This window comes from Euryhalocaulis caribicus (assembly GCF_000412185.1).
In the GTDB taxonomy this organism is placed as follows: domain Bacteria; phylum Pseudomonadota; class Alphaproteobacteria; order Caulobacterales; family Maricaulaceae; genus Euryhalocaulis; species Euryhalocaulis caribicus.
Genome location: NZ_ASJA01000004.1, coordinates 172365 through 197466, shown reverse-complemented (window position 1 = coordinate 197466; position 25102 = coordinate 172365). Strand labels below are relative to the sequence as shown.

The following is a 25102-nucleotide window of genomic DNA, read 5'->3' as shown; positions in this document are numbered from 1 at the left end:
GGAGATGACCTGATGGCCAAACGTTCCGTAAAACGGCGCATGAACCAGGGCGAATTCAACACCGACCACTATCGGGATGAAGAATCGAAAGTTCGCGCGCTGTTTCCGGATCACGTCCGTTATGACCCGGATCAGGCCGACAGGATCGCCGAGAAGAACAGGGATCAGCGCTACACCAAGAACATAAAACCCCGGTCCGAGGGGCAGGGGGAGCTGATCAAGGCGATCGAGACCCGTAACCTTGTGATGGCGCTGGGGCCCGCAGGCACCGGCAAGACCTATCTGGCCGTCGCCAAGGCGGTGGAAGCGCTGGAAAAAGGGGAGGTGGGCCGCATCGTCCTCTCCCGTCCGGCGGTCGAGGCCGGGGAATCCATCGGTTATCTGCCCGGCGCGCTGGAAGACAAGCTGGCCCCGTATCTGCGCCCGCTATACGACGCGCTCTCCGACCGCCTGTCGCCGAAGAAGCTCAAGCAGCTGATGAGCGAGGGGATGATCGAAATCGCGCCGGTCGGCTATATGCGCGGCCGCACGCTGAACAACGCCTTCGTGGTCATCGACGAGGCGCAGAACTGCACCTTCGGCCAGTTGAAGATGCTGCTGACGCGGCTGGGCTGGCACTCCACCATGGTGGTCACGGGCGATCCGCAGCAGAGCGACCTGCTGCCGGAAATGTCCGGTCTTGGCGATATCGCCGACCGTCTCAGCGCGCTTGAGGACGTCTCCGTCATCCGGCTGGGCCAGGAAGACATCGTCCGCCACCCGCTGGTCGCCTGCATGCTGGACGTTTTGTAGAGAAAAGGGATCGGGCGGGCCGTTATTTATGGTCCGCCCGTTTTCCTTTTTGGCGCTCCGGCGGTGTCCAGGCTTTCCAACAGGCTCTGGAGTTCTCGTGACCTGCGCCGCGGGGGCAGGGGAGAACCCGGGCGCATTCTGTAGATTTTCCGTTCCACCAGAAGCATGACTACGATATCGGCGTCCCGGATCGCCATGTGCGCTTCGGGTGACGCCAGCGCATCGATGTGGATGAAAGCGGTGTCGCGGAAATAGGGCGGCAGCAACCTCTCCAGCGCGGTTCCGAAACTGTCGTGAATGACCACCAGTTTCTGGTTCACGACCGGCGCCCCGGCCTGGCCTGAGGCGCGCCAAACATGCACCAGTTCGGCCATATCGGCGGCCATGTCCGTGGTCTCCAGAGTCACGCCTTCCCGCACCGCGGAATGGGTCTCTCGCTCGAACGACCGCCACAAGCCGGCAATCCTGTCCAGATCCTGCTGGTCAGTCCGAACGTCCGTTGGCTGGATGGCGCTGGAATCCCAAAGGCCGGGGGCGATGGCGTCCATGATCGCCTCCGCGGCCACCGCGGCGCCGTAGCCGTTCCAGTGCGTGTCCCTTTTGAAATAGACCAATGGCTCCGGGCCGTTCTGGCGCCGGGCTTCCCGCATTGGCGACCACAGATCAACAAACCCGGGGCCGTCGGCAAGCGCCGCGCGAAGCGCGTCGATATTCCGGTCGCCCCCGGCGCGGGAGGCCCGATAGCGCCGCGGCAAATATTCGGGATAGATGGTCGCCTTGTTAGGCGCGAAGGCAAAATAGAAATCGATCTCAGTGGGCGCGGCGCTGGCGATGGACAGCATGGCCGAGCGGGTTTCCTGCGCATCCGACAGGGGCCGCCGCTCGATATCCAGAGCGGGTTGGTAATAGAGCCAGTCTTCACGGCCCACGACGACCCGGTCGGAAGGCGTATCGCGCAACACCTCGTAATCAATGGCGGCGTCCAGCGAACGCCAGAAAGCGCGCGCCGTGATCCGGTCCGCAAGCGCTTCGCCCAGATCCGCGTAGAATCCCGCATCGAAAAGCCTGTCTGCGCGGACATCGGGATATGGGACCGGCCGACGGTTCAGGTCGCCCGTATCGGCGGGAAACAATACGCCCAGTCCCAGCAGCGCCAGGGCGAGCACAAGGAACAGAACCAGGAAGGATCGATAGAAGCGGCGCATGGGCTAGAACTGGAAGTAGATGAAAGCGGAAAACGCGCCTGTAATGACCCACAGAAGCGCCAGTGGAACGCCCCCGAGCATCAGCGCCCCGGCACAGGCGTCGGCCCATCGGGTGCGGCTCTCCAGCAACCTGCGCCCGTTGAAGCTGCGCGGAAGGAAGAAGACAAGCGCCGCAAGCGCCAGTATCAGCACGTTCTTCGTGGTGAGGGCGTCGGAGACTGCAAAAGCGGTGGCCCCGAATTCGAACGCGAACAGGGTGCGGTACATGCCAAGCGCCTGATCGAACCCGTCTGCCCGGAAAATGACCCAGCCCATCATCACAAGGAACAGCGTCAAGGCCCGCCGCCATGGGGAGGGGGCGACATCGCGCCAGCCGAGCAAACGCTCAAGCACCAGCAAGGCCCCGTGATAGACGCCCCATATCAGGAAGGTCCAGGCCGCGCCGTGCCAGAGGCCGGTCAGCAGGAAGACGATCCAGAGATTCAGATAGGTGCGTCCGGCCCCCGCGCGGTTTCCACCAAGCGGAATATAGACATAGTCCCGGAACCAGTTGGTCAGGGTCATGTGCCAGCGCCGCCAGAAATTGGTGACGGTGAGGGCGGAATAAGGCCGATCGAAATTTTCCGGGAACCGGAAGCCGAAAATGCGGCCCAGCCCGATCGCCATGTCCGAATATGCGGAGAAGTCGAAATAGATCTGCAGGGTGTAGGCAACCACGCCCAGCCAGGCGGCCGGAGTGCTCAGATCGTGCGCGGGCGTATCGAAGACGGCCTGGGCGATCTGCCCCAAGCTGTCGGCGATGACGACTTTCTTGAACAGGCCAAGACCGAAGCGCTGCGCGCCTTCCACGAAATCGTCCCAGCGCGTGATGCGCTGACGCAGCGCTTCCGCGACAAGGTGGTATCGGACGATTGGCCCGGCCACCAATTGCGGAAACATCGCCACATAGACCGCGAAATCCAGCGGGTTGCGAAGGGCGCGCGCTTCCTTTCGGGCAATGTCCAGAACATAGGACATCGACTGGAAGGTGTAGAAAGAAATCCCGATGGGCAGGATGATCTCGGTCCAGGGGCGCGGCTCCAGCCCGACGAGACCGCCGAAACCATTGAGCTGGTCAACGGCGAAATTGGCGTATTTGAACCATCCCAGAATCGCCAGATTGCTGAGGACGGACAGGATGACGCCGGCAACCAGAAGGGACCGCCGGTCCCGGTGCGCGCCGCGATCAACCAGCAGGCCAAAGAAGTAATTCAGCCCGATAGAGGCAAGCAGGATAAAGACGAGACCGCCGCCGCCCCACGTATAGAACAGCAGGCTGGCGGCCAGCAGGGTATAATTCCGCGCCGGCCGCGGGGTCAGAAAATAGGCGGCGATGGCCGCAGGCAGAAAGAAAAACAGGAATTCGATCGAGGAAAAAACCACGCCGCCCCGCGCGCTGGAGAAACGATACGCCCGGCCCACTTATGGCATGGCGTATCGCAGGCTCAATCAATCTTTTCCCGGGGGCCTCGTTCCGCTCTTGTCCGGCGCCCGCTCCTTGCCGACCGGATCGAACAGCCAGTCCGGGCCCAGGACGCGGAGGATCTCCACCAGCTCGTCAGGCGTGAAGGAGTAGAGAGACTCTTCTGTCACGTTGCGCACCTCGGAGTCACTGGCCTGGAGATCCAGACCCAGCGTCTCGCGTACCCAGTCGATATCCTCTTTATGCTTGGCGACTTGGTCGTCCATGAAGTCATCAGGAAGCCCGAATTTCGGGCCCGCGATGTCCTGGAGCGGTTTGAAAAGTTGAGGATGGAGCCCGAAACGGTGGTCGTGACGCCAGAATTCCTCGTTCATGGAAGACAGGAGTTTGACGCCTGTGAGGGATAGAGACTCGTTCAGCCGGTAGATGCGCAAAGACTCGCGCGTCGCTTCGCTAAGGCCGATGGCCGCGAAAAAGTCCTCGACGACATCTCCATTAACTAGCTTGTCACGCGCAAAAGTGCGGACATGCAAATTCTTAGATCCGAAACAATCCAGCCAGGGTTCTATGGCTTCCCGGTAAGGCAAGACATTGACGCGCCCGAAAATCTCGAAAATTTTCGAAAAAGGTTGCCCGCCCTTGATCCTTTGCTGGGCCATGCTGGCGATCGCGCTGCGGGGCGGTCGCAGATAGACGATGACGTCGATCTGGTCGAAACGTTTGCTGAACCAGGCTTTCAAGGCTTGGACTTCGGACGCGGCGAGGCGGCTTATCGCTTCGCCGGAAAGGATGACATTGCCGTTCCGATGTTTCTCCAGGAAGGCTTCGAAACGGGCTATGTCTTTCTCGAATTTCCGGTCGATCTCCACGGGATCCTTGACCCCCTGGGCTTTCATGCTCCGGATATGGTGCTTCTTTTCCTTGAAAAGATACTGGATCAGATAGGTGTGGTTGGACGCGTCATCATAATAGTGGAACCCGGCATCGGCGAGCGCGCCGGCATTCCTCTGCAGGGTGCGCTGGATCGAGGTGGACCCCGTCTTGTTCATGCCGATGTGAAGATAAAGATGCGACATGAATCGGTCGGGTCCTGAACTGGCCGTATCGAGCAAACAACGGACGAAAAAAATCCGCGCCGCCTTTTAGCAAGGGCGGCGCGGATTGCGATAGTCGGCCAGACAGACCGGTTTTACAACACGAAGTCGGCCTCCACCGGCGCGTCTCCGAACACCAGAATGGCAAAATCGGCGTTGCCGTCGCCGTCCGTGTCGCCCTGCACCAGCGCGCGGCCGCCCTGGTCGATGACGCGCAGTTCGCCCGCCGTGCCGGAAAATCCGCCGGTGATGAAGGTGAAGGCCTGGTCGTCGGCCGCAACCGTGTCGGCGTCCACGCCGCTCAGATCGATGGTGTCGATGCCGCTTTCAAAGTCACGGATGATGTCGCGGGTGGCGCCGGTCGCGCCGGAGTCGAGGGCTGACTGATACAGGAATGTATCCGCCCCGGCGCCGCCGAACAGGATGTCGCGGCCCCCGCCGCCAGCGATCAGGTCATCCCCGTCGCCGCCCTGCAGCTTGTCCGCGCCAGCTTCGCCATAGAGCCTGTCCGCGCCGGTGAAGCCGCGGAGCGTATCGTCGGCCGTGCCGCCGAACAGGGTGTCGCTGCCGTCCGCGCCCAGCAGCATATCGCTGCCGGAACCGCCAAAGAGCTGGTCATCGCCCGGGCCGCCATTGATCGTGTCGTTGCCGACTTCGCCATAGAGCGTGTCATTGTCGAACCCGCCAATGATGAAATCCGCGCCGCTGCCGCCGCGGATCAGATCGTCATTGCCATTGCCATAGAGCTTGTCGTCCCCGGCGCCGCCATAAATGAAATCGCTGCCGCCTTCGCCAAACATCCGGTCGTTGCCGTCGCCGCCCTGCAAACGGTCGCTGCCGCCGCCGCCCTTGATGTTGTCCGACCCCAGATTGCCATAGAGCGTATCTGCGCCCACGCCGCCGCGGATTACGTCGTTGCCGGAACCGCCTTCAATCCGGTTGGCGTTGTCGTCGCCGAACAGGGAGTCGCCAAAAGCCGAGCCCGTAATATTTTCGACGGAGACAAGACTGTCGCCTTCGGCGTGCCCCCCGATACCGGTTCCCGCATTCAGATTGACGGTGACCGCGCTGCCGGAGCCGGAATAGTCCGCGGTGTCTGTTCCTTCGCCGCCGTCCAGGATATCTGCGCCGTTGCCGCCACGCAGGATATCGCCGTCGCCGCCGCCGAACAGCATATCGTCCCCGGCATCGCCGTTGAGCGTGTCCATGCCGCCCAGACCGTAAAGACGGTCAGCGCCCGTTCCGCCATAAAGAAAATCATTGCTCGTTGCGCCATAGAGCGTGTCATCGCCGCCCATGCCGTAAATATTATCGAAGGAGGACGGACCCGCCATCACGTCGATGTCGCTGCCTTGTCCAAGCGGCGGAGGGGCGGCGTTGCCGCCGGCGAAGATGACGTTGTTATTGTCGTCGCCGATGATGAAGTCGGCAAATTGCGAGCCGACGATATTTTCGATCCCGGCATAGGTGTCGCCGGCCGCGTCGCCGGCCGTTCCGCCGGTGGTGAGGTTCAGATCGACCGAGTTCTCCGCATTGGCGTAGCTGACAGTATCAACGCCGTCGCCGCCGTTCAGCGCATCCGCGCCCGCGCCGCCATAGAGCGTGTCATTATCCGCGCCGCCGAACAGGGAATCATTGCCGGTCCCGCCAAACAGAACGTCATCGCCTTCAAGGCCATAGAGCGTATCGCTGCCGCCATTGCCGTACAGCGTATTGTCGGCGCTGTTGCCGCTGATGACATCGTCGCCCGATCCGCCCTCGGCATTCTCGATCAGGGAGCGGGAATCGCCTTCATATTGCAGCGCGTTGAAGACATGGGCGCGGGCATGGGTGTCCATGCTCTGATCGCCATACATGTTGGTATGGGCGCGCTGCGCATTGCCGTCCGTATCCAGATCGCTCCAGCCGCCCGGGGCCAGGTCGATCGACAGGTTCGTCGCATAGTTTGAGAAGTCGTAGGTATCGACGCCGTCGCCGTCCCAGATGGTCCGGAAGATGACATTCTGCACCGGCGCGCCAACGCCAACGCCATCGACCAGCATTTCGCCGGTTGTGGTGGAGAAGGTATAGACGGTGTCGCCGGAATTGGTGTCGAAATTCGCGCCATAGTGATGCTGCAGCGCCGCGATGTCGTACATCATCAGCGTCTGCGCGAAATGGCCGGACTCGTTCGTGTAGTAATTATAGCTGCCAAGATCATGCCCGACATAGGAGCGGTAGGTCATGATCGAGAATTCCATGGAATCCCGGTCCGCCGTCATCGCGCCATAGCCGCCGGTTTCGTGACCATGCTTCAGGCCGGAATTGTGCCCCAGCTCATGAATGAAGGTGTGATAGGCGAAAGAACCCAGATCCGGCGTGTTGTATGAAGTCTTGTTGAACCAGGAATCGCCGGCTTTTTCGTCGGACCACGGATAATAGCCCCAAGCCGTATTGGGGTGGTCGCTTTCCGCCAGACGGTAGTCGGCGTGCACGGTGTCGGTCTCGGTGATTTCGGTAAAGCTCAGCGCCGAAATCGCCTCGTACATCTCGAAAATCTCGCGCGAGGCGGCGATCTGGCCGGCATTCAGCGTCTCGAACGTGCCGGGCTCTTCTCCCGGGCCGTACCCGCCGGTCGGCGACAGATAGTTGGAAGCCGAAGTCGGGAACGAATAGGTCAGCTCCGTGGTGTCCCAGGACTGCACCAGCAGCGCATCGATATTCTGGTCGCCGGACGCCACAGGGGGCGTCGATCCGGATTCGTTTTCACCATGAACATGCTCGGGATGTTCCGGGAACGGGAAGGGGCCTTCCAGGCCGTTTCCGCTCGCTCGCGCCGCCGGGGCCGCGTCGAAAGCGACGAGGGGAATCACCCCCTCGGACGAGATCGAGTCGACATAAAACAGATTGGACGCGCTGGACGATCCCCCCGTCAGCGACAGGTCCATATAGCTGATAAGCATGTGATGAGTCTCCAAGGAGGATGGCCGCATGTCGGCCACCTGCGCGCGGATATATAAACGACAACGTGAGTTACAGCGAGCAGAAATACGACCGTATTTTAATAAAACCCATAAAAAATGAGGCCGGTCGCGAAACCGGCCTCATTCATACAATTGCAGCGCCTTCCTAAAGCGCGAAGTCGGCCTCCACCGGCGCTTCGCCGAAGATGCGGATGGCGAAATCGGCGCTGCCGTCGCCGTCGGTATCGGCCTGGACCAGCCAGCGGCCGCCTTGGTCGATCACGCGCAGTTCGCCGGCCGTGCCGGAAAACCCGCCGGTGATGAAGGTGAAGGCCTGGTCGCCGCCTGTGCCGCTATCGGCATCGATCAGGCTGAGGTCGATCTGGTCCACGCCGCTCTCGAAGTCGCGGATGATGTCGCGCTGGCTGCCGGACGTGCCGGAGTCCGTGACGCTGAAATAGTAAAAAGTATCAGCGTCGGCGCCGCCGAACAGCAGGTCGCGGCCGTCGCCGCCGGTCAGCTCGTCGTTGCCCGCGCCGCCTTCCAGCTTGTCGCCGCCGCCATGGCCGTAGAGCGAGTCGTTGCCGCTGTCGCCGCGCACGACGTCGTCATCGGCGCCGCCCAGCAGGGCATCGTCGCCGGAGCCGCCGAACAGCATGTCCTCGCCGGCTTCGCCGACGACAAAGTCGGAATCCTCGCCGCCGCTCAGGACGTCATTGCCGGCGCCCCCGGCCAGCGTATCGCTGCCGCGGCCGCCGGAAAGAAGGTCCGCGCCGGCGTCGCCATACATGACGTCGTTATTGCCGTTGCCGTACATCTTGTCCGCGCCGGAGCCGCCGAACAGCGTGTCGGAGCCGCCTTCGCCAAACAGCCGGTCATTGCCCGTGCCTCCGAAGATATTATCGAAGCCGCCGCCGCCCTTGATATTGTCCGCGCCGCCGCCGCCATAGAGGTCGTCATGGCCGACGAAGCCGCGGATCACGTCATCGCCGTCCGCGCCGGAAAGCATGTTGTTTGCGTCATCGCCAAACAGCGAATCCGAGCTTGCCGAGCCGATGATGTTCTCGATGCTGAACAGGCTGTCGCCCTCCGCATCGCCGCCAGAGCCGGTGCCGGAGGCCAGGTTGACCGTCACGCCGGCGTCCGAGCCCGTGTACTGGACCGTATCTTCGCCGTCACCGCCTTCCAGCGTATCGGCGCCGGCCCCGCCCTCCAGCGTGTCGTCGCCGTTGAGGCCGGAGAGCGCATTATCCTCGCTATCCCCGATCAGGAGATCGTCGAGATTACCGCCTCCCAGCGCTTCGATGCTCTGAATGACGCCAGTGTTGCCAAACCCGTCCTCGAAGATCATTTCCTGCGAAAGATCGACGTGAACGCCCGTTGAGGCGAAAATGAACTCTGGCCCGGAAACGCCCTCAAAGTGAGTCGCGCCGTCAAAATAACCGACCGTGTCGTATCCATCCCCGCCATGAACAATGGAGGGCGCGGAGCCGAGTTGGAAGGAATCATTTCCTCCGCCGCCATAGAGGACGTCGCCGCCGGCCGAGCCCAGCAATATGTTATCGCCGGAATCACCGATGAATGTATCGGCGTAGACGGTGCCGGCGCCCAGAGCTTCGATACCGGACATTGATTCCTGATTGCCGAACCCGTCGTTCTGAATAAATCCGGTCTCCAGGTTGGCTTGCACGCCCTGCGTGGCGGAAAGACTCAGAAAGGAAACGCGGTCGTATCCTTCGCCGCCCTCGAATGAATCGATGCCCGAGTCGCCTCGCAAATAGTCGTCGCCCGCGCCGCCGATCAGGATATCGTCGCCCGAGCGCCCGTTCAGGTAATCGTCTCCGTCGCCGCCGCTGATGAAGTCGTTGCCAGTTCGACCGTCGAGATAATCCCCGCCGGTAAAGCCGTAAATCAACTCGTTCGCGCTTGTACCGGAGAAGTAATCGTCGCCCGTAGTACCGTTATAGGTGGCGTCTGGCGTCAGGCGGAGGAGAAGCGGGGCGCCGGATTCTTGGTGCAGATCCACTTCGCCGACAGTGATCGTAATTGTGCTGTCGGCCGCGCCGTCGCCATTCGTGTCGATCTGCAGAAGCGTCTGACCGCCGACCTTCTCATACCGCACTTCTCCCGATGTCCCGGAAAAAGCGGTCTCGCCGATAAAGGCCAGATCGATGGAGTCGTTGGTTTCGATGTCCGACAGGTCGATACGATCCCCGAAATCCAGGTTGTTGATGGTATCACCGCTAACGCCGATCTCGGCGAGCGTGTCGAAATCGTAAGTGTCGAAGCCAGAGCCGGCGTTCAGATTGTCCGCGCCAAGGCCGCCATGGAGGATATCGGACCCCAGCCCACCGGAAAGCGCGTCATTACCGCTTCCGCCGAACAAAGAGTCTGCATCGTTGCCGCCGGAGAGCGTGTCGCCGCCGCCCCGGCCATAGACGAGATCGTTCCCGCCATTCGCGGTCAGCGAATTGTTCGCGCTATTGCCGAACAGCGTGTCGTTGCCGGAACTGGTTACAAGCGCTTCGACATTGGAAACCGTCAGGAACCCGAAACCGATCGCCTGTTGCGTGCCGATCGCCAGATCGATGGTCAGGTCTGCGGTGATCGTGGGGTCGGAGTAGTAGAGTGTATCAAAACCGCCGCCGCCATCGACCGTGTCATCACCGGCTTCGGCCCCGAAAATATCGCGGTTTGACGCGGCGTAAAGGCGGTCATCGCCGCCGCTGCCATACAGCGTGTCATCGCCCGCGCCCCCGGCCAGATAAAGAAAGAACGGACTCGCCGCCCTGGCGTCCAGAACGTCGTCGCCATCGCCTCCGGCGACCAGTGCGCCCAACGTCGTGGCCGTGGTCAGGGTGTCGTTCCCGTCACCGCCGCGAATATTGGAGACATTGTCGCCGCCATGGATCGTGTCATCGAAGTCGCTGCCGAATACGTGCAGCACGGACTCCATATTGACGATGGTTGCGCCGAGCGCGGCTTCCAGCGCGTCAAAAGGATTGGTTGTCAGGTCAACTGTAATGCCGCTTACGGCTGAACCGAACGTCGCGGTCAGGCCGTCATTGCCGGTCCCTCCATCGACGCTGTCGCCCATCCCTACGGTCAGACCATCGTCGCCGCCGCCGCCAAAAATCGTGTCCGCCGCGCCGTCGTCGGCCTCGCTGACCAGAAACGTTACGCCGTCAATCACCTTCGTGCCCTCGGCGCCGATCAGCCTGTCATTGCCGCTGCCGCCATAGATCACATCCGAACCTGCGCCGCCAAAGACCGAGTCCCCGCCATCACCCCCGAACAGCGTGTCGTCGCCTACGCCGCCATAAAGCCTGTCAGAGCCCGTTTCCCCGAACAGCGTGTCGCCGCCGGTCAGGCCGTGGATCGCGTCGCTGCCATCGCCCCCGTAAATCGTGTCATTGCCGCTGCCGCCTTCAAGCAAATCGGAATCGCTCGTGCCATTGATTAAAGCCATGAAATGTCCCCCACTAATCGGTATTTGAATACGACAGTAGTCATTCGCCTTGAAAGGTAAAGCCGGTGGTTAATATTTTTTAATTTACAATCAAAACATGGCTCGCTTGGACAGATAACGTTTGTCTTTCAGTAGGTTAGAATGAAAACGGGCGCCACGACAGTTCGTCGTGGCGCCCGTTAAAGGCTTGATATTCGGCAGTTCTGTTACAGGACGAAGTCCGCTTCGACCGGCGCTTCGCCGAAGATGCGGATGGCGAAATCGGCGCTGCCGTCGCCGTCGGTATCGGCCTGGACCAGCCAGCGGCCGCCCTGGTCGATCACCCGCATTTCACCGGCGGTGCTTGAGAACGCCCCGGTGATGAAGGTGAAGGCCTGGTCGCCGCCCGTGCCGCTGTCGGCGTCGATGCCGCTCAGGTCGATCTGGTCGACGCCGCTCTCGAAGTCGCGGATGATGTCGCGCTGGCTGCCCGACGTGCCGGAGTCGCTCAGCGCCGTATAGACGAAGGTGTCCGAGCCGGTGCCGCCGAACAGCAGGTCGCGGCCGTCGCCGCCGGTCAGCTCGTCGTTGCCCGCGCCGCCTTCCAGCTTGTCGCCGCCGCCATGGCCGTAGAGCGAGTCGTTGCCGCTGTCGCCGCGCACGACGTCGTCATCGGCGCCGCCCAGCAGGGCATCGTCGCCGGAGCCGCCGAACAGCATGTCCTCGCCGGCTTCGCCGACGACAAAGTCGGAATCCTCGCCGCCGCTCAGGACGTCATTGCCGGTGCCGCCGATCAGGGAGTCGCTGCCGCGGCCGCCGGCCAGCAGGTCCGCGCCGGCGTCGCCATACATGACGTCGTTATTGCCGTTGCCGTACATCTTGTCCGCGCCGGAGCCGCCGAACAGCGTGTCGGAGCCGCCTTCGCCGAACAGACGGTCATTGCCGCCCTGTCCGTAGATCGTATCGAAGCCGCCGCCGCCCTTGACGTTATCGTTGCCGCCGCCGCCGCTAAGATCGTCATGGCCGACAAAGCCGCGGATCACATCGTTGCCCGCGCCGCCCAGGAGGGTGTTGTTCTGATCGTTGCCGAACAGCGAATCGTCATGATCGGAACCGGCGACAATTTCGATGTCGGTCAGCGTATCGCCATCCGCGTCGCCGCCCGAGCCGGTGCCGGAGGCAAGATTGACCGTCACGCCGGTCGAAGACGCGGTGTAGAGCACCCAGTCTTCGCCTTCGCCGCCATCCAGCGTGTCCGCGCCGGCGCTGCCATAGATGATGTCGTCGCCCCGGCCTGTGCGGAGCCAGTTGTCAGACGCATCGCCGAACAGAATGTCGTCGCCGTCGCCGGTAAAGACGTTCTCGATCCCGCCGGAAGAGGTCACGGCCACGCCGTCGATCGTGCCGGCGCCCGCACCCAGATTAATCATGGTGTTGGAGGTGACGGCCGCCGCGTTCAGCGTATCGGTGCCGCCGTTGGAGTCGCCAAACACGGTGGAGTGACCGTCAACGCCGGCATAGTCGGAGAATTCCTCCGTGAAGACATAGAGGTCGTCATTGTCCGGCGTGCCGCCATAGAATTCCAGTTGCGCGAATTCCAGCGTGCCCGTGAGGCTGCTCCAGCGGTCAGAGATTGTAACCGTCCAGGTTCCGGCGCTGTCCTCGCCGCGGAAGGCGTTGGAGGTGAACAGGAAGCTGTCGGTCGCGGAATCGCCCGGCACGTGGTCGAACGCCACGATGCTGGTGGTGCCGGAGGGCGAGGTGAGGGTGATGTAGTAATCGCCCATATAGCCGCCCGGGATGTCCACGCGCAGGCCCACCATCTCCAGGTCGACATCGTCGGTCGCCGTGAAATCGAAGGTGAAGCCGGTCGGGTTATTGTCCGGGATGGACTGGCTGCCGGACCATGTGTCGGCCACCAGGTTCTCCCAGTTGGCGCTGGTCTGCTGGTCCGTCCAGGTCTCGGCCAGGCGCACCGCCGCATGGGCGTCGACCAGGCCGAAGCCGTAATCGTTGGAGAAGTGCAGCCCGCCGCCATTCCAGTTGTCGGCGCCGTTCCAGCCCCACTCGAACAGCTCGAACCCTTCCGGGGAGTCGCCGATATCGGCGCCGGTGTGGTTGGAGGAATAGGCCAGAATGTTCTGAACGTCGCGCCAGCCCAGATCCGGATTGGCTTCCAGCATCAGCGCCACAAGGCCGCTGACCAGAGGCGTCGCGGAGGACGTGCCGCCGAAGCCGCCCGTATAGTCGCCGGATTCATAGCCGTCGGAGCCTTCGCGGTCCGTTGTCCAGATACCCGACCCGGCCGTGCTGTTGCTGTGACCGGCAATCAGAACCGAGGAGCCCGGGTTGGAGTAGTAGGAAACGCCGCCATCATGGCTCGCCGCGGCGACCGCGATGGTTTCCGGCATGCTGATCCAGTTGGAGGAGTTGGCGCTGTCGCCGGCCTCACGCGAATTGCCCGCCGCCACATTGACGACCGTGCCCAGACCGCCGCGGCCATTATCCACCGCATCGGCAACGCCGGCGAAGAAATTGGTCCAGAACGTATCCGCGCTCAGCAGGTTGGCCGCGAACGGCGTGGTGAAGCCCCAGCTGTGGTTGGTGATGTCGAAATTATCCATTTCGGCCATCGAGCCATAGAACTCGGCATTGGTGTCGATATCGGTGCCTTCGGACAGGATATCCACGCCCGCGATGGTGGCGTCGAACGCCACGCCAACCGTGCCCGCTCCGTCATTCTCGGCCGCGATCACGCCCGCGACGGCCGTGCCGTGCGCGGAATCCGCGGAGACCGGATAGGGGTCATGCGTATTGCCGCCGATTTCGATATGCATGCTGGCGTCGTAGTTTCCGTCGAGGTCGGAGTGGGTGTAGGAGACGCCGTCATCCCAGATGCCCACCGTCACGCCTTCGCCCGAATAGTCGTCCCAGACTTCCAGCACGTTCAGATCCACGCCCGCCGTGCCGCCGCTCTGGCCGGTATTTTCCAGATGCCACTGATTGCCGAACAGCGTGTCAGACGGCGTGTACAGGGTGTCGCGCCCGTAATTGTCGTCAGAGACTGAGGGAACAAACTCCCCGATTTCCGGAAGATGGGCGCCTTTGCCCGCTGAAACCGCGCCGCGGCCATGGGCCATAACGGCCGAAGAGGCGCTGGCGCCGGCGTCAACTTTTTCTTCGGAAGGGTTGTAGCCAGTCTGGCCGCCGCTGACCGGAACGCTCAGCGCGGAAATGCTGTTATTGTCCGAGGACGCGCCCAGCAAATCCGCCGGCGCGTCAAAACTCAGATCATTGTCCAGCCAGGCGTAATCTTCGTAGGCCAGAACCCCATCGAACGTATTGGACATGGTTTATCCCCATCAAGAACTCATGGGGCTCGCCCTCGGTCGTCAGCGGACCTGGCCGCCGGCAACGCTCGCAGGGATCCCTCCTCCGGGATCTGGCCCCTACCGGGCGCAGTTAACCTAATCGCAAGACAGCATGCAAATGAGAATCACTGTTAGCGCCTTCCGAGCGGGCCAAGCTGCTGATTTCTAGAGCAGGAAATCACTGTTGCTCATGTCCAGCGGCGCATCGACCAGAATTTCCAGATCCGCTTCCCGGTCGCCGTCCAGATCGCCCCGGACCAGCCAGATATCGCCGTTGCTGGTGGCAAAATAGGTCAACTGCCCGGCGGTTCCGGTAAAGGCGCCGACTATCGTGAACGCATCGTCGGCGGCCGTGGAGGGGTCGGCGTCGATGGCGGTCAGGTCGATACGGTCGCCGGTATTCCCCCGGAAACCCTGGATCAGGTCGCGCTGGGTGGAAACGCCCGTGGAGTCGGATGCGTCCAGATAGACAAAACGGTCCGCCCCGTTGCCGCCGATCAGGATGTCGCGGCTTTCGCCCCCGGTCAGGGTGTCCGCGCCATCGCCGCCGCTCAGGCGGTCGCGCGCGTCGCCGCCGCTCAGCGCGTCATTGCCGTCGCGGCCGATCAGCACGTCTTCGCCGGCCCCGCCCTTGATGGTGTCATCCCCGGCTTCTCCGTCCAGCAGGTTGTTGCCGCTGACATCGCTGAGGAAATCATCGCCTTCGCCGCCGCGGAACAGGTCCGTTCCGCCGCCGCCATACATGAAGTCGTCGCCATTGCCGCCGCGCAGCGTATCGTTGCCGTTCTGGCCGAACAGCTGATCCGCCCCGTCCAGGCCGTTCAGGCGGTCATCGCCGTCCAGACCGTTCAGACGGTCATTGCCGGGACCGCCTCTCAGCCCGTCATCGCCATCGGTGCCATTGATCACTGTATCCGGATCGCCCGGATCCGGGTCGCCTTCGCCTTCGGTGTTCTGCGCCATGGCGACGGCGGCCTGCGCGTCGATAAAGCCGTAGCCGGTGGCCGGGTCATAGCCGGCGTCGAAGCCCGGCGTGTCCGGATCGTCCATGTCCAGCGCCGTATTTTCTAGGATCTGGCGGATCTGTTCGGGCGAAAGGTCCGGATTGGCCTCCAGCATCAGCGCGGCCACCGCGGCGGCATGGGGCGCGGCGGCGGAGGTGCCAAAAAAGTTCGGGAAATTGTCGGCGTCGGCGCTGCTGTCGCTGCCGAAGAAGGTCGTATTGCCGCCGTCTGGCGCGACGAAGGCCGGTTGTTCGCGATATTCCGGGGAGGGGAGGCGGTTGCCGTTCTGGTCAAACAGGATCGGAACCCCGCCCTTGGAGGAAAAGCCGTTCACCGAAGCCGGGTCGATGCCAAATTCCGGCGTGTTGAAATAGGCGGCCGCGCCCACGCCGATCGAGCCTTCGGCGATGGAATGCCCGAACGAGGTGGGGTTTTCGTTTTCGCCATTATCCTCGGTCAGGTTGCCGTCGCCGAAATGGACAAACTTGATCAGGCCGGCGTCCGGCCCCTGATCGTTCCATTTCTCGATGACGACCGCGACTTCCAGCAGATTGCCGCCCGTATTTTCATAGGAAAGAACCTCGACCGGGTCCGCGCCGGTGCTGTTGCTGGTGCCGGAATCCAGCACCTCGCCCGTACGCGCATTGATCAGCCAGATATCGTAATCGCTGGCCGAGCCGGGGGAGGCGGCCGAGGTGGAGGCGTAGGGCTGGTCCCACTGGAAGGAAATGCGGAATTCCTCGCCCGCCTGAAGGATATAGTTCTGCGTCAGGTCGACGCCCGCGCCGGGGTCGAAATCGTGGAACGTGCTGTTGGCGTTGTCGGTAAATTGCGGGTTGATCGTGATCGTGTCGGGATCAACGCGAACGCCCCGATAGGCCGCCTCGTAAGATGCGTTGCCGTTATTCCCGGCGGAGGAAAAATACACCGCGCCTTCGGCCACAACCGCGTCGATCGCCTGGGCGATAATGCCGTCGGCGAACATGGGCTCGGCGAAATAGATGACGTCATCGACGATCACGTCCGCCCCGGCGTCCGCCAGCTCGATAATGCCTTGCGCGAAATTGGCCTGGCCCAGGAAAGCGGTGTGGAACAGCAGGTCCGATCCGGGCGCGACATCATGGATAAGCTGGGCCATGCCCCGGCCTTCGTCGCTGCCGGGGAAATTGCCGGACGTGCTGGGCAGGTCTTCCAGTATCTGCACGCCGGCGGGCAGATCACCGCTGTTCCGGTCGGCCGGATAGCCGTTCAGATTGTTGAAGCTGTCGGACAGCACCCCGATGGCCACGCCGTCGCCGTCCAGGTTGAACTGGGCGCGGGCGTCGTCGGAATTCATCGCCTCGTCGCCCTGGCTGGTGGTCTGGCCGACATTGGCGATGGCGATGCTGGCGGTGGCCAGGGTCAGGCCGTCCATGCCCTCCATTTCGGCCAGCGCGGAAATCGGCATAAGGCCCGACACCATCCGGCCATAGGCCGCGCCATGCTCCAGCCCCAGCGCCGTCAGGTCGGCCAGCAGGCTGTCGGTCATGCCGATATCGGCGATGACGTCGATCACCACATACTCGCCATGCAGGGCAAGCCCCGAAAACGACCCGCCCAGGGACGATATCGCGGCCGCCTCCCCATATTGCTCCACCGCGTCATTATAGGCGGCGGCCAGCTCCTGCAGATTGCTGTCGAGGTCCGATTTGGCGGGGGTGACGTCAGACATGGCGTGCTCGCTCTGGCAAATTGCTTTTCCGGTATTAGACTTCTTACGCGTGACCGATGTCGATATTGCGGCGCCGTTCGCAGGCCCGGAATTCTGGCAGTTTCACAATAATTTGACCTAGCGCGCCGCCGCCGCGTTTCTAGCCGCCGCTGCCGATCTCGCCGTCCAGCCACCGCGCCGCCTCCGCCGGCGTTGCCCCGTCCAGGTCCACACGCTTGTTGGCCTGCCGCATCTGTTCGGGACTGATGGCGTTCAGCAGCGGACGCAGCGCCGTGATCAGTGCGGGATTGTCCGCCGCTTCGGGGGACAGCAGCAGGACCGCGTCATAGGGCGGCAATGCCTGACGCGGGTCGTCCAGAATGACCAGGTCGAACGCGGCCACCCGCCCGTCCGTGGTATAGGCGGTGATGGCGTCAACGGCGCCGTCGCGCACCGCCCCATACATGAAGGTGGAGTCCATGGACCGGGTGCGCGCGTTCTCCAGCCCGTAAAGCTGTTGTGTCCGGGGCCATTCCGGGCGGGCGAAGAATTCCGGATCGGCCCCGATCTGCGGCCGTCCGAGGCCCAGCGCGCCAATCGTGGACGCGTCCAGCGCAGCGGCGGTGTCTTGAGTGACCGCAAAGCCGTAGGCGTTCTCGAAACCCAGACCGCCCAGCTGCAGGACGCCGTATTCGTCCAGCAGGAAACCGGCCGTGCGGACCGCCATCCGGTCCCGCGGTATCGGGGTCTCCTGCTTCAGGATATTGGCCCACAGCGTGCCGGTATAATCGACATAGACATCGATATCGCTCTGGGCGAGGGCGTCGAACGCGACCGTGGAGCCCAGATTGCCCCGCACATCGGTCCGCGCGCCGGCGTTTTCCAGCCGCAACGCGATCAATTCGGACAGAATATACTGCTCGGTGAACGACTTTGCCCCGATCACGATGCGGGAATCGGTCAATCCGGGCGCGTTATTGCGCGCTTTTTCTACGGTTTTGCCGCTGGTTCGAGGCGATATCGCTGCGTCAAACCGCACGAAAGCGGGCAAAAGCGCCACCAGAATCAAGGCGATAAACGCCGCCGATGCGGCGATGGCGCGGCGCGGTTTGCGCATGGATACGCCGGTTTCCACCAGTCTCAGCAACTGATCCAGCACAATGGCGAGGCCGGCAGAGAACACGCAGCCGAACAAAACCGTGTCCCAGCTGCGCGTTTGCAGGCCGGAAAAGATGTAATCGCCAAGGCTGGGCGCGCCCACGGGCGTCGAAAGCGTCGCCGCGCCGACCACCCAGACCGTCGCCGTGCGCACCCCGGCCAGGATCGTGGGCGCGGCCAGGGGCAGTTCCACGCGGAAAAGCGCCTGATACGGTGTCATTCCGACCGCCCGCGCGGCCTCTTTCACCGCCGGATCGACCCCTTCCAGACCCACGATCGCGTTCCGAAGCATGGGCAGCATTGAGTAAAACATCAGCGCCAGGAAGGCCGGTGCGAACCCGATCCGGCCCAGAAGCGGCACCATCAGGGCCAGGAACGCCAGCGCCGGGATCGTCTGCACCACCGATGCGAACCCCAAAGCCGGCCCGCGCAGCAGCGAAGATCGCGCACACGCCACGCCCAGCGGCAGGGATATCACCGCGCCGGCGCATAACGCGGCCGCGGTCAGCAACATATGCGCGCCCAGAAGGTCGGGCAGCCGCGCCCATTCGTCGGCCAGATTCATCATCGCGGCCGTCCCGCATGGCTTTTTGCTAATGAGGCGGCAAGGCTCGGGCGGCTTTCCGGGCCTAGAATGACGGTTTTGGGGAGGGATTCATGGATGCTTTGAGCCGGGCGCGCGCCCATCCCTGGCTGGCCCAGCCGGATATTCAGGCCGCGATTGCCTGGTATGCGGGCACGCTGGGCTTCGACCGGACGCAGGATTACGGTGATTTCGGCATCGCCGCGCGGGGCGATATCGGTCTGAATTTCTGGCTCTGCGACAGCCGCCACATCGCGGAAAACACCTCCTGTTACATCACCGTGCGTGATGTCGGGGCGCTGGACGCGCTGTTTTCGGAGTTCAAATCGCGCGGAGACGCCTTCACGCCCGGCCGCATCAGCCCGGTTCCGCAGGACTTCGATTACGGAATGCGGGAATTCTATGTCTGGGACCCGGCGGGAAATCTGCTGCGTTTCGGGGCTGCGCTGGAACAAGACTAGCCCTCCTTCAGCGCGGCAAAGGCGCGGATTTCACGCTGCGGCGCATCCAGAAGGCCCGCCACATAGGCGTCGGCCGGGGCGTTCAGGATCGTGGACGGGGGCGCGTCCTGCACGATCCGGCCGTGTTTCATCACGATAATCCGGTCGGCCATCAGCACCGCTTCGGTCATGTCGTGCGTGACCAGGATGGCGGTGAGCCCCAGATCCTTCTGAACCTGTTTGAAATCCCGCCGCAATTCGTCGCGGGTGAGGGGGTCCAGCGCCCCGAAAGCCTCATCCATCAGGATCAGTTGCGGCTCCGCGGCCAGCGCCCGGGCGATGCCCACGCGCTGTTGCTGGCCGCCGGACAGCTCGGAGGGCAGGGTGCCGCGCATTCTCTTCGCGTCCAGCCGCATCATGTCCAGCAGCGTATCGACGCGTTCGGAGAGTCTTTCCGCCGGCCAGCCCAGCAATTGCGGGGTGATCCCGATATTCTCCGCGACGCTCAAATGCGGAAAAAGGCCTATTTCCTGAAACACATAGCCGATGCGGCGGCGCAGCTCCGGCCCGGAATGGCTGGCGATATCCTCGCCGAACAGGTCGATTTCGCCCGCGTCCGGCTCGATCAGCCGGTTGATCATCTTCAGCGTCGTGGTCTTCCCGCACCCCGACTCACCGATCAGCGCCAGGGTCTCGCCCGCCCCGGCGGCAAAACTGATGCAATCGACCGCCGTCTGGCCGCCATACCGCTTCACGACATCGGTAAATGAAAGGACCGGCACGGGTTTTCCGGACTGGTTAGAAGACAGGCCGAGTAAGAGCCCCGCGCCCGCGAAGGTCAAGCACAGCTGATTTTACAGAATAAAGTCGCTCTCCAGCGGCTCATCCCCGAACAAGCGGATATCGAAATCCGCATTCGCATCACCATCCACATCGCCCTGCACCAGATAACCCGTGTCCAGCGTCTCGACGCGCAGCTCCATATCGCTGCCCGAAAAGCTGCCCGTGATGAAGGTGAATGCGTCGGCGGAGCGCGGCGGATAGTTGGACAGGTTTATGATGTCGACGCCGCTTTCGAAGTCGCGGATTATATCCCGGTTCGCCTGGCCCGCCGGCGAGTCGCCGATATGGCGGAAATAGAATGTGTCGGAACCGATGCCGCCGAACAGGAAGTCCTGGCCGGGGCCGCCATCCAGAAAATCGTCGCCGTCTCCGCCTTTCAGCTTGTCGTTTCCGCCGTCGCCATCCAGCGAGTCATTATCGGCGTGTCCGCGTAAAATATCGTCTCCGACCTGGCCGTTGATGTCGTCTTCGCCTGACAGGCCAAGCAGGACATCATTGGCTCCGCCGCCGTTCAGGCGGTCATCGCCGGGCCCGCCATTCAGGGTGTCGTTGGCGTCTCCGCCGCTGAGATAGTCGTCGCCAAATCCGCCGGAGAGAAAATCCAGGCCCGCATCGCCCCGGATGGAATCGTTTGCGGCGTTGCCGTAGAGCACGTCATTTCCGTTGCCCCCGGAAAGCTGGTCATTGCCGCCCTGACCGTGGATTTCGTCCTTGCCGTTCTGGCCCTCCAGGTCGTCATGGCGCGCGCCGCCCCGGATCAGGTCGTTGCCGTCGCCGCCCCAGATACGGTCCAGCCCGGCATCGCCGTAGAGACGGTCCGGACCGTCGCCGCCCCGCAGCCAGTCGTTTCCCAATCCGCCGAACAGAAAATCGACGCCCGCACCACCAAAGATATCGTCTTGGCCGGAGTTACCGTAAATCCGGTCATTGCCCGTGTAGCCGTATATCGAGTCGTTCTCGATCGAACCGACGATCGTGTCGTGCCTGGGCGAACCTTCGATCAAAGCCATCAGCCTGTCCCGCGTCTAATCCGTTACGCGATAAGCCTATTATACTGAATAGCGCCATTCACATGAAGCTGGGCCGATGAGAAGGCGTCTAGAGGATAAAGTCGACTTCCAACGGCTCATCCCCGAAGACCAGGATGGAGAAGTCAGCGTTTCCGTCGCCGTCTATCTCGCCCTGAACAAGGTAGCGGTCGCCCTGATCGATGACGCGCAACTGTCCGGCTTCGGTGAATCCGCCTGTCACGAATTCGAACGCCTGGTCGCGGCTCCGGGCTGTGTCCGCGTCGATGGCGGACAGGTCTATCTGATCAATACTCTGGAAATCCCGGATGATGTCGCGGCTGCCGCCGCCGATCCCCGATTCCGCAATATCCTCCAGCACAAACGTATCGCCGCCGGCGCCGCCGAACAGGAAATCCTGTCCGAGGCCGCCGGCCAGCACGTCATCGCCGCTTCCGCCCTGAAGCTTGTCCTGGCCGGTTCCGCCATCAATCAGGTCACTGCCCGTATGGCCTTTGAGCACGTCATCGTCGGCGCCGCCCAGCAAGCTGTCATCCCCTGAGCCCGCCAAAATGGTGTCAGCGCCATCATTTCCATAAAGGGTATCGATCCCGTCACCGCCATTCAGCACGTCATTGCCGTCATCGCCGATCAAACGGTCATCGCCGCGGCCGCCTGCCAGAAGGTCCGAGCCTGTGCCGCCGAACATGACGTCCCGGTTGCCGTTGCCGAACAGCTTGTCGGCGCCCGTGCCGCCGGCGATGTAATCTTCGCCGCCCTGGCCGAATATCCGGTCGTCCTCGCCGCCGCCATACAGGTCGTCGCTGCCCGCGCCGCCCTTGATGTTGTCGGCCCCGGCCAGGCCGCCTTCGCCCTCGCCATAGATGACGTCCTGGCCGCCGCGCCCGCGCAACGTGTCCGCGCCGCCTGCGCCGCCCAGCAGGTTGGCGTTGTTATCGCCGAAGAGCGCGTCATCGAAATTCGAGCCGATGACATTTTCGATCCCGGTCAGGGTGTCGCCTTCGGCTTCTCCGCCGATCCCTGCTCCGGCGGCCAGGTTGACCGTGACCGACTGGGTTGGCGCGCGGAGGTCCGGCTCGCCGGCGGAGAAGCTTGGACCGGACGCCAGGTAGGAGGCGGTGTCGACGCCGTCGCCGCCATCAATGACGTCCGCGCCGGGGCCGCCGACGAGAACGTCGTTTTCGGTTCCGCCAAACAGCTCATCGTTGCCGCCCTGGCCGAAGAGAAAGTCCTCGCCAGCGCCGGCGGTCAGCGTGTCGTCGCCTTCATTGCCATACAGGCCGTCGCCCGCTGAACCGCCAAACAGGGCGTCATTGTCCGCGCCGCCGAACAGCGTGTCTTGGAACTGGCCGCCGTAGAGTGTGTCCTCGCCAGAACCGCCATAGATCAAGTCTTCTTCGTGGCCGCCATGGAGCGTGTCATTCTCGGCGCCGCCATAGAGTTCATCGTCCTCCAGGCCGCCATAGACGAGATCATTTCCGTCGCCGCCCAAAACAAGGTCCGAGGCTTCGTCACCGTGGATCGTGTCAGCGCCGCTGTCGCCCAGTAGGGTATCTTCACCCATTCCGCCGAACAGCAGGTCGTCGCCGCTTTGGCCTTCGAGCAGGTCTCTGCCGCTTTGTCCGTAGAGCGTGTCATTGTCGGCGCCGCCATAGAGCGTGTCCGAGCCGGCTTCGCCCTCCAGCATGTCATTGCCCGAACCGCCAAACAGGGTGTCGAGGAAACTGCCGCCATACATCGAGTCTGCACCGGCGCCGCCGTACAGCATGTCCGCCTCGCCGCCAGCGCGAAGGACATCCGCGCCCGCGCCACCCCTCAGAGTGTCGGCGCCGGATCCGCCTTCAAGCACGTCGCCGCCGTCACCGCCAAACAACTCGTCCTGGCCGCCGCCGCCTTGCAGCGTGTCGCTTCCGGTTTCGCCATAAAGCGTGTCAGCGCCGCTGCCGCCATAGAGCGCGTCCGAGCCATCAGCGCCCGAAACCCTGTCATCGCCGCCGCCGCCGGACAGGCTGTTATCCGCTGCGTTCCCGTCGATAACGTCCGAATCCGGAGACCCGATGACGTTTTCAATGCTGGCCAGGACATCAGTTCCATCGTTGGTCGTCGCCGCGGAGCCAAGGGCGAGGCTGACAAACAGGTCAGAGGGATTGAATTCGGAATAGTCGACCGTATCGATACCGGCGCCGCCATTGATGATGTCGTCGCCGCCTTCATCAACGATCAGGTCATTGCCGCCGCCGCCCAGAAGCGTGCTGTCGACCGCGCCATTGTAGAGTGTGTCGTCGCCCGCGCCGCCGGAGAGAAGGTCGCCATCGGCTGTCTCGCCGGAGAAGGCGCTGTGAAGCACGTCGTCGCCACTGCCGCCGAACAACGAATCGGCGCCGATGCCGCCAAAGATTTCATCATTGCCCTGGCCGCCGAACAGCGAGTCGATGCCGCTGCCGCCATACAACTCGTCCGCGCCGCCATAGCCGCGTACAAGGTCATCCCCATCTCTGCCGGCAAGCAGGTTTGCGGCGCCGGTCCCAAATACCCGGTCATCGTTATACGAGCCAAAAACGCTTTCGATTGAGAGCAGGTTATCGCCGTCAGCATCACCGCCTGATGCGAAGCCTGTCTCGAGATTGATGGTGATGCCCGCGCTCGAGAACTCGTAGTCGATCAGATCCACGCCCGCGCCGCCCCTGAGGCTGTCTGCGCCAGCCCCGCCGATCAGCGTGTCATCGCCGTCGCCGCCGCTGAGCGTGTCATCCCCGTCGCCCCCGGTCAGTTCGTCGTTGCCGTCGCCGCCGAAGAGCGCGTCGGAACCGGCCCCGCCGTAAAGGTCGTCAAACCCGCCGAGACCATTGAGGAAGTCGTCGCCTTCGCGTCCGTACAACCTGTTGGAGGAGCCGGGACCAGAATCTGAACCCGTTATGCTGTCATCGAAATCGGAGCCGAAGACCCACTCGATGTCGATCAGCGTGTCGCCTTCAGCCGTCCCGCCGCTGCCTTCTCCCGAGTCCAGGTCGACCGTAACGCCGGCAGTCGAGTTCCAGTAGAGCGCAGCGTCATTGCCACCAAAGCCGCCATTCAGCGTATCGCCGCCTGCTCCGCCTATGAGGGTATCTGACCCGATTCCTCCGTCTAATTTGTCTTCTCCATCGCCTCCGTACAAATAATCAACGCCCGTCCCGCCAAAGAGATAATCCCTGGCATCGCCCCCACTCAGCAAATCGTTTCCGTGACCGCCGAAAAGGGAATCGATGCCTGTGCCGCCGAAAATACGATCCGTGCCCTCAAGGCCATAGAGATAGTCACTTCCTCCATTACCGTAGATCGTGTCAGAGCCTGTATCGCCAACCAGTATATCACTGCCGCCAGTTCCATTAATAATGGCCATGCTTGCCCCCGTGCATATATACGTTTTCTAAATTTAAACATTGCAAAAGATTTTCGTAAACCCGATACAATATAATTGTTATTGTGTATTGTATGCATAGTTATAAAATATTTGAATTTAACAGATAAGTTAAACCTGCTTCCTAATTCTGAACATTGAGCGCGATTTAAGTCAGCAAGCGCTCTGTAATTTGCGCAGGGCGTTTGCTGAATGAGGGCGTCAAAGCTTGTAGCGCCGTTCTAGAGTATAAGATCCGCTTCCGCTGGCTCATTATCGAAGACCGCAATCGAGAAGTCTGATGCGCCGTCGCCGTCCACATCGGCCTGGACCAGTGACTTCCCGCCCTGGTCGACAACCCGCAACTCTCCGGCTGTGTTGGAGAAATCGCCGGTGATGAAGGTGAAGAACTGATCGCCCGAGGTTCCAGTGTCGTCATCAATGGCGGCCAGGTTGATGAAGTCCAAACCGCTTTCGAAACCAGCGATCAGATCGCGCACGGCGCCTGTGGAATCAGATGTGGTTTTATAGACGAACTCGTCCGCGCCGCGGCTGCCGAACAGCCTGTCTCCGCCGTCGCCCGTAAGTAGCGCCATTTGCCCATGCCAGACGGCGCTCCTGCTTGATGTCCAAGTATAACCCGGGCGCGACCCTGTGGAGACG

At 62.5% G+C, this 25102-nt stretch carries 14 protein-coding genes; 2 read left to right on the top strand and 12 right to left on the bottom strand.

Going from position 1 to position 25102, the window contains the following annotated elements:
* Positions 1-12: 12 nt before the first annotated feature.
* Positions 13-792: a PhoH family protein gene (locus L338_RS05185; protein WP_022697308.1), complete on the top strand. Its 780-nt coding sequence runs from the start codon at positions 13-15 to the stop codon at positions 790-792.
* Between the two features lie 26 nt (positions 793-818).
* Here L338_RS05185 and L338_RS05180 read toward each other — a convergent pair whose 3' ends face one another.
* The 8 genes from L338_RS05180 to L338_RS05145 all read right to left on the bottom strand — a co-directional run bounded on the left by L338_RS05180 (position 819) and on the right by L338_RS05145 (position 18734).
* Positions 819-1997 carry an alginate O-acetyltransferase AlgX-related protein gene (locus tag L338_RS05180; protein ID WP_022697307.1) on the bottom strand — a complete coding sequence of 393 codons (1179 nt, stop codon included), beginning with the start codon at positions 1995-1997 and terminating at the stop codon, positions 819-821.
* A gap of 3 nt (positions 1998-2000) precedes the next feature.
* Positions 2001-3419, bottom strand: coding sequence for an MBOAT family O-acyltransferase (locus tag L338_RS05175; protein WP_027068287.1), 1419 nt, complete (start codon positions 3417-3419; stop codon positions 2001-2003).
* A 66-nt stretch (positions 3420-3485) separates the two neighbouring features.
* The gene (locus tag L338_RS05170) at positions 3486-4535 is read right to left on the bottom strand and encodes a hypothetical protein (RefSeq protein ID WP_022697305.1); all 1050 of its coding nucleotides are present in this window, start codon (positions 4533-4535) and stop codon (positions 3486-3488) included.
* A gap of 113 nt (positions 4536-4648) precedes the next feature.
* Positions 4649-7495 (bottom strand): M10 family metallopeptidase C-terminal domain-containing protein, encoded by a 2847-nt coding sequence (locus tag L338_RS16410; RefSeq protein WP_022697304.1) that lies wholly within the window; start codon positions 7493-7495, stop codon positions 4649-4651.
* Between the two features lie 166 nt (positions 7496-7661).
* A complete protein-coding gene (locus L338_RS05160; RefSeq protein WP_022697303.1) occupies positions 7662-10964 on the bottom strand; it encodes a calcium-binding protein in 3303 nt (1100 codons plus the stop codon).
* A 206-nt stretch (positions 10965-11170) separates the two neighbouring features.
* The gene (locus L338_RS05155; RefSeq protein ID WP_022697302.1) at positions 11171-14293 is read right to left on the bottom strand and encodes a S8 family serine peptidase; all 3123 of its coding nucleotides are present in this window, start codon (positions 14291-14293) and stop codon (positions 11171-11173) included.
* 186 nt (positions 14294-14479) lie between these two features.
* Positions 14480-17029, bottom strand: a complete 2550-nt coding sequence (locus L338_RS16405) for a S8 family serine peptidase (RefSeq protein ID WP_022697301.1) — start codon at positions 17027-17029, stop codon at positions 14480-14482.
* A 139-nt stretch (positions 17030-17168) separates the two neighbouring features.
* Positions 17169-18734, bottom strand: coding sequence for an ABC transporter permease/substrate-binding protein (locus L338_RS05145; RefSeq protein ID WP_022697300.1), 1566 nt, complete (start codon positions 18732-18734; stop codon positions 17169-17171).
* Positions 18735-18823: 89 nt separating this feature from the next.
* On the opposite strand from L338_RS05145, the gene L338_RS05140 reads away from it, so the two are divergent.
* Positions 18824-19210 carry a bleomycin resistance protein gene (locus L338_RS05140; RefSeq protein WP_022697299.1) on the top strand — a complete coding sequence of 129 codons (387 nt, stop codon included), beginning with the start codon at positions 18824-18826 and terminating at the stop codon, positions 19208-19210.
* Here L338_RS05140 and L338_RS05135 read toward each other — a convergent pair.
* From L338_RS05135 to L338_RS05120, 4 genes are all read right to left on the bottom strand, one after another.
* Positions 19207-19971 (bottom strand): ATP-binding cassette domain-containing protein, encoded by a 765-nt coding sequence (locus L338_RS05135; protein WP_022697298.1) that lies wholly within the window; start codon positions 19969-19971, stop codon positions 19207-19209. The genes L338_RS05140 and L338_RS05135 overlap by 4 nt on opposite strands.
* 72 nt (positions 19972-20043) lie before the next feature.
* On the bottom strand, positions 20044-21042 hold the full coding sequence (locus L338_RS05130) for a calcium-binding protein (protein ID WP_022697297.1): 999 nt from the start codon (positions 21040-21042) through the stop codon (positions 20044-20046).
* Between the two features lie 88 nt (positions 21043-21130).
* The gene (locus L338_RS18095; protein WP_022697296.1) at positions 21131-24442 is read right to left on the bottom strand and encodes a calcium-binding protein; all 3312 of its coding nucleotides are present in this window, start codon (positions 24440-24442) and stop codon (positions 21131-21133) included.
* Positions 24443-24681: 239 nt separating this feature from the next.
* A complete protein-coding gene (locus L338_RS05120) occupies positions 24682-25035 on the bottom strand; it encodes a M10 family metallopeptidase C-terminal domain-containing protein (protein WP_022697295.1) in 354 nt (117 codons plus the stop codon).
* Positions 25036-25102: the final 67 nt, after the last annotated feature.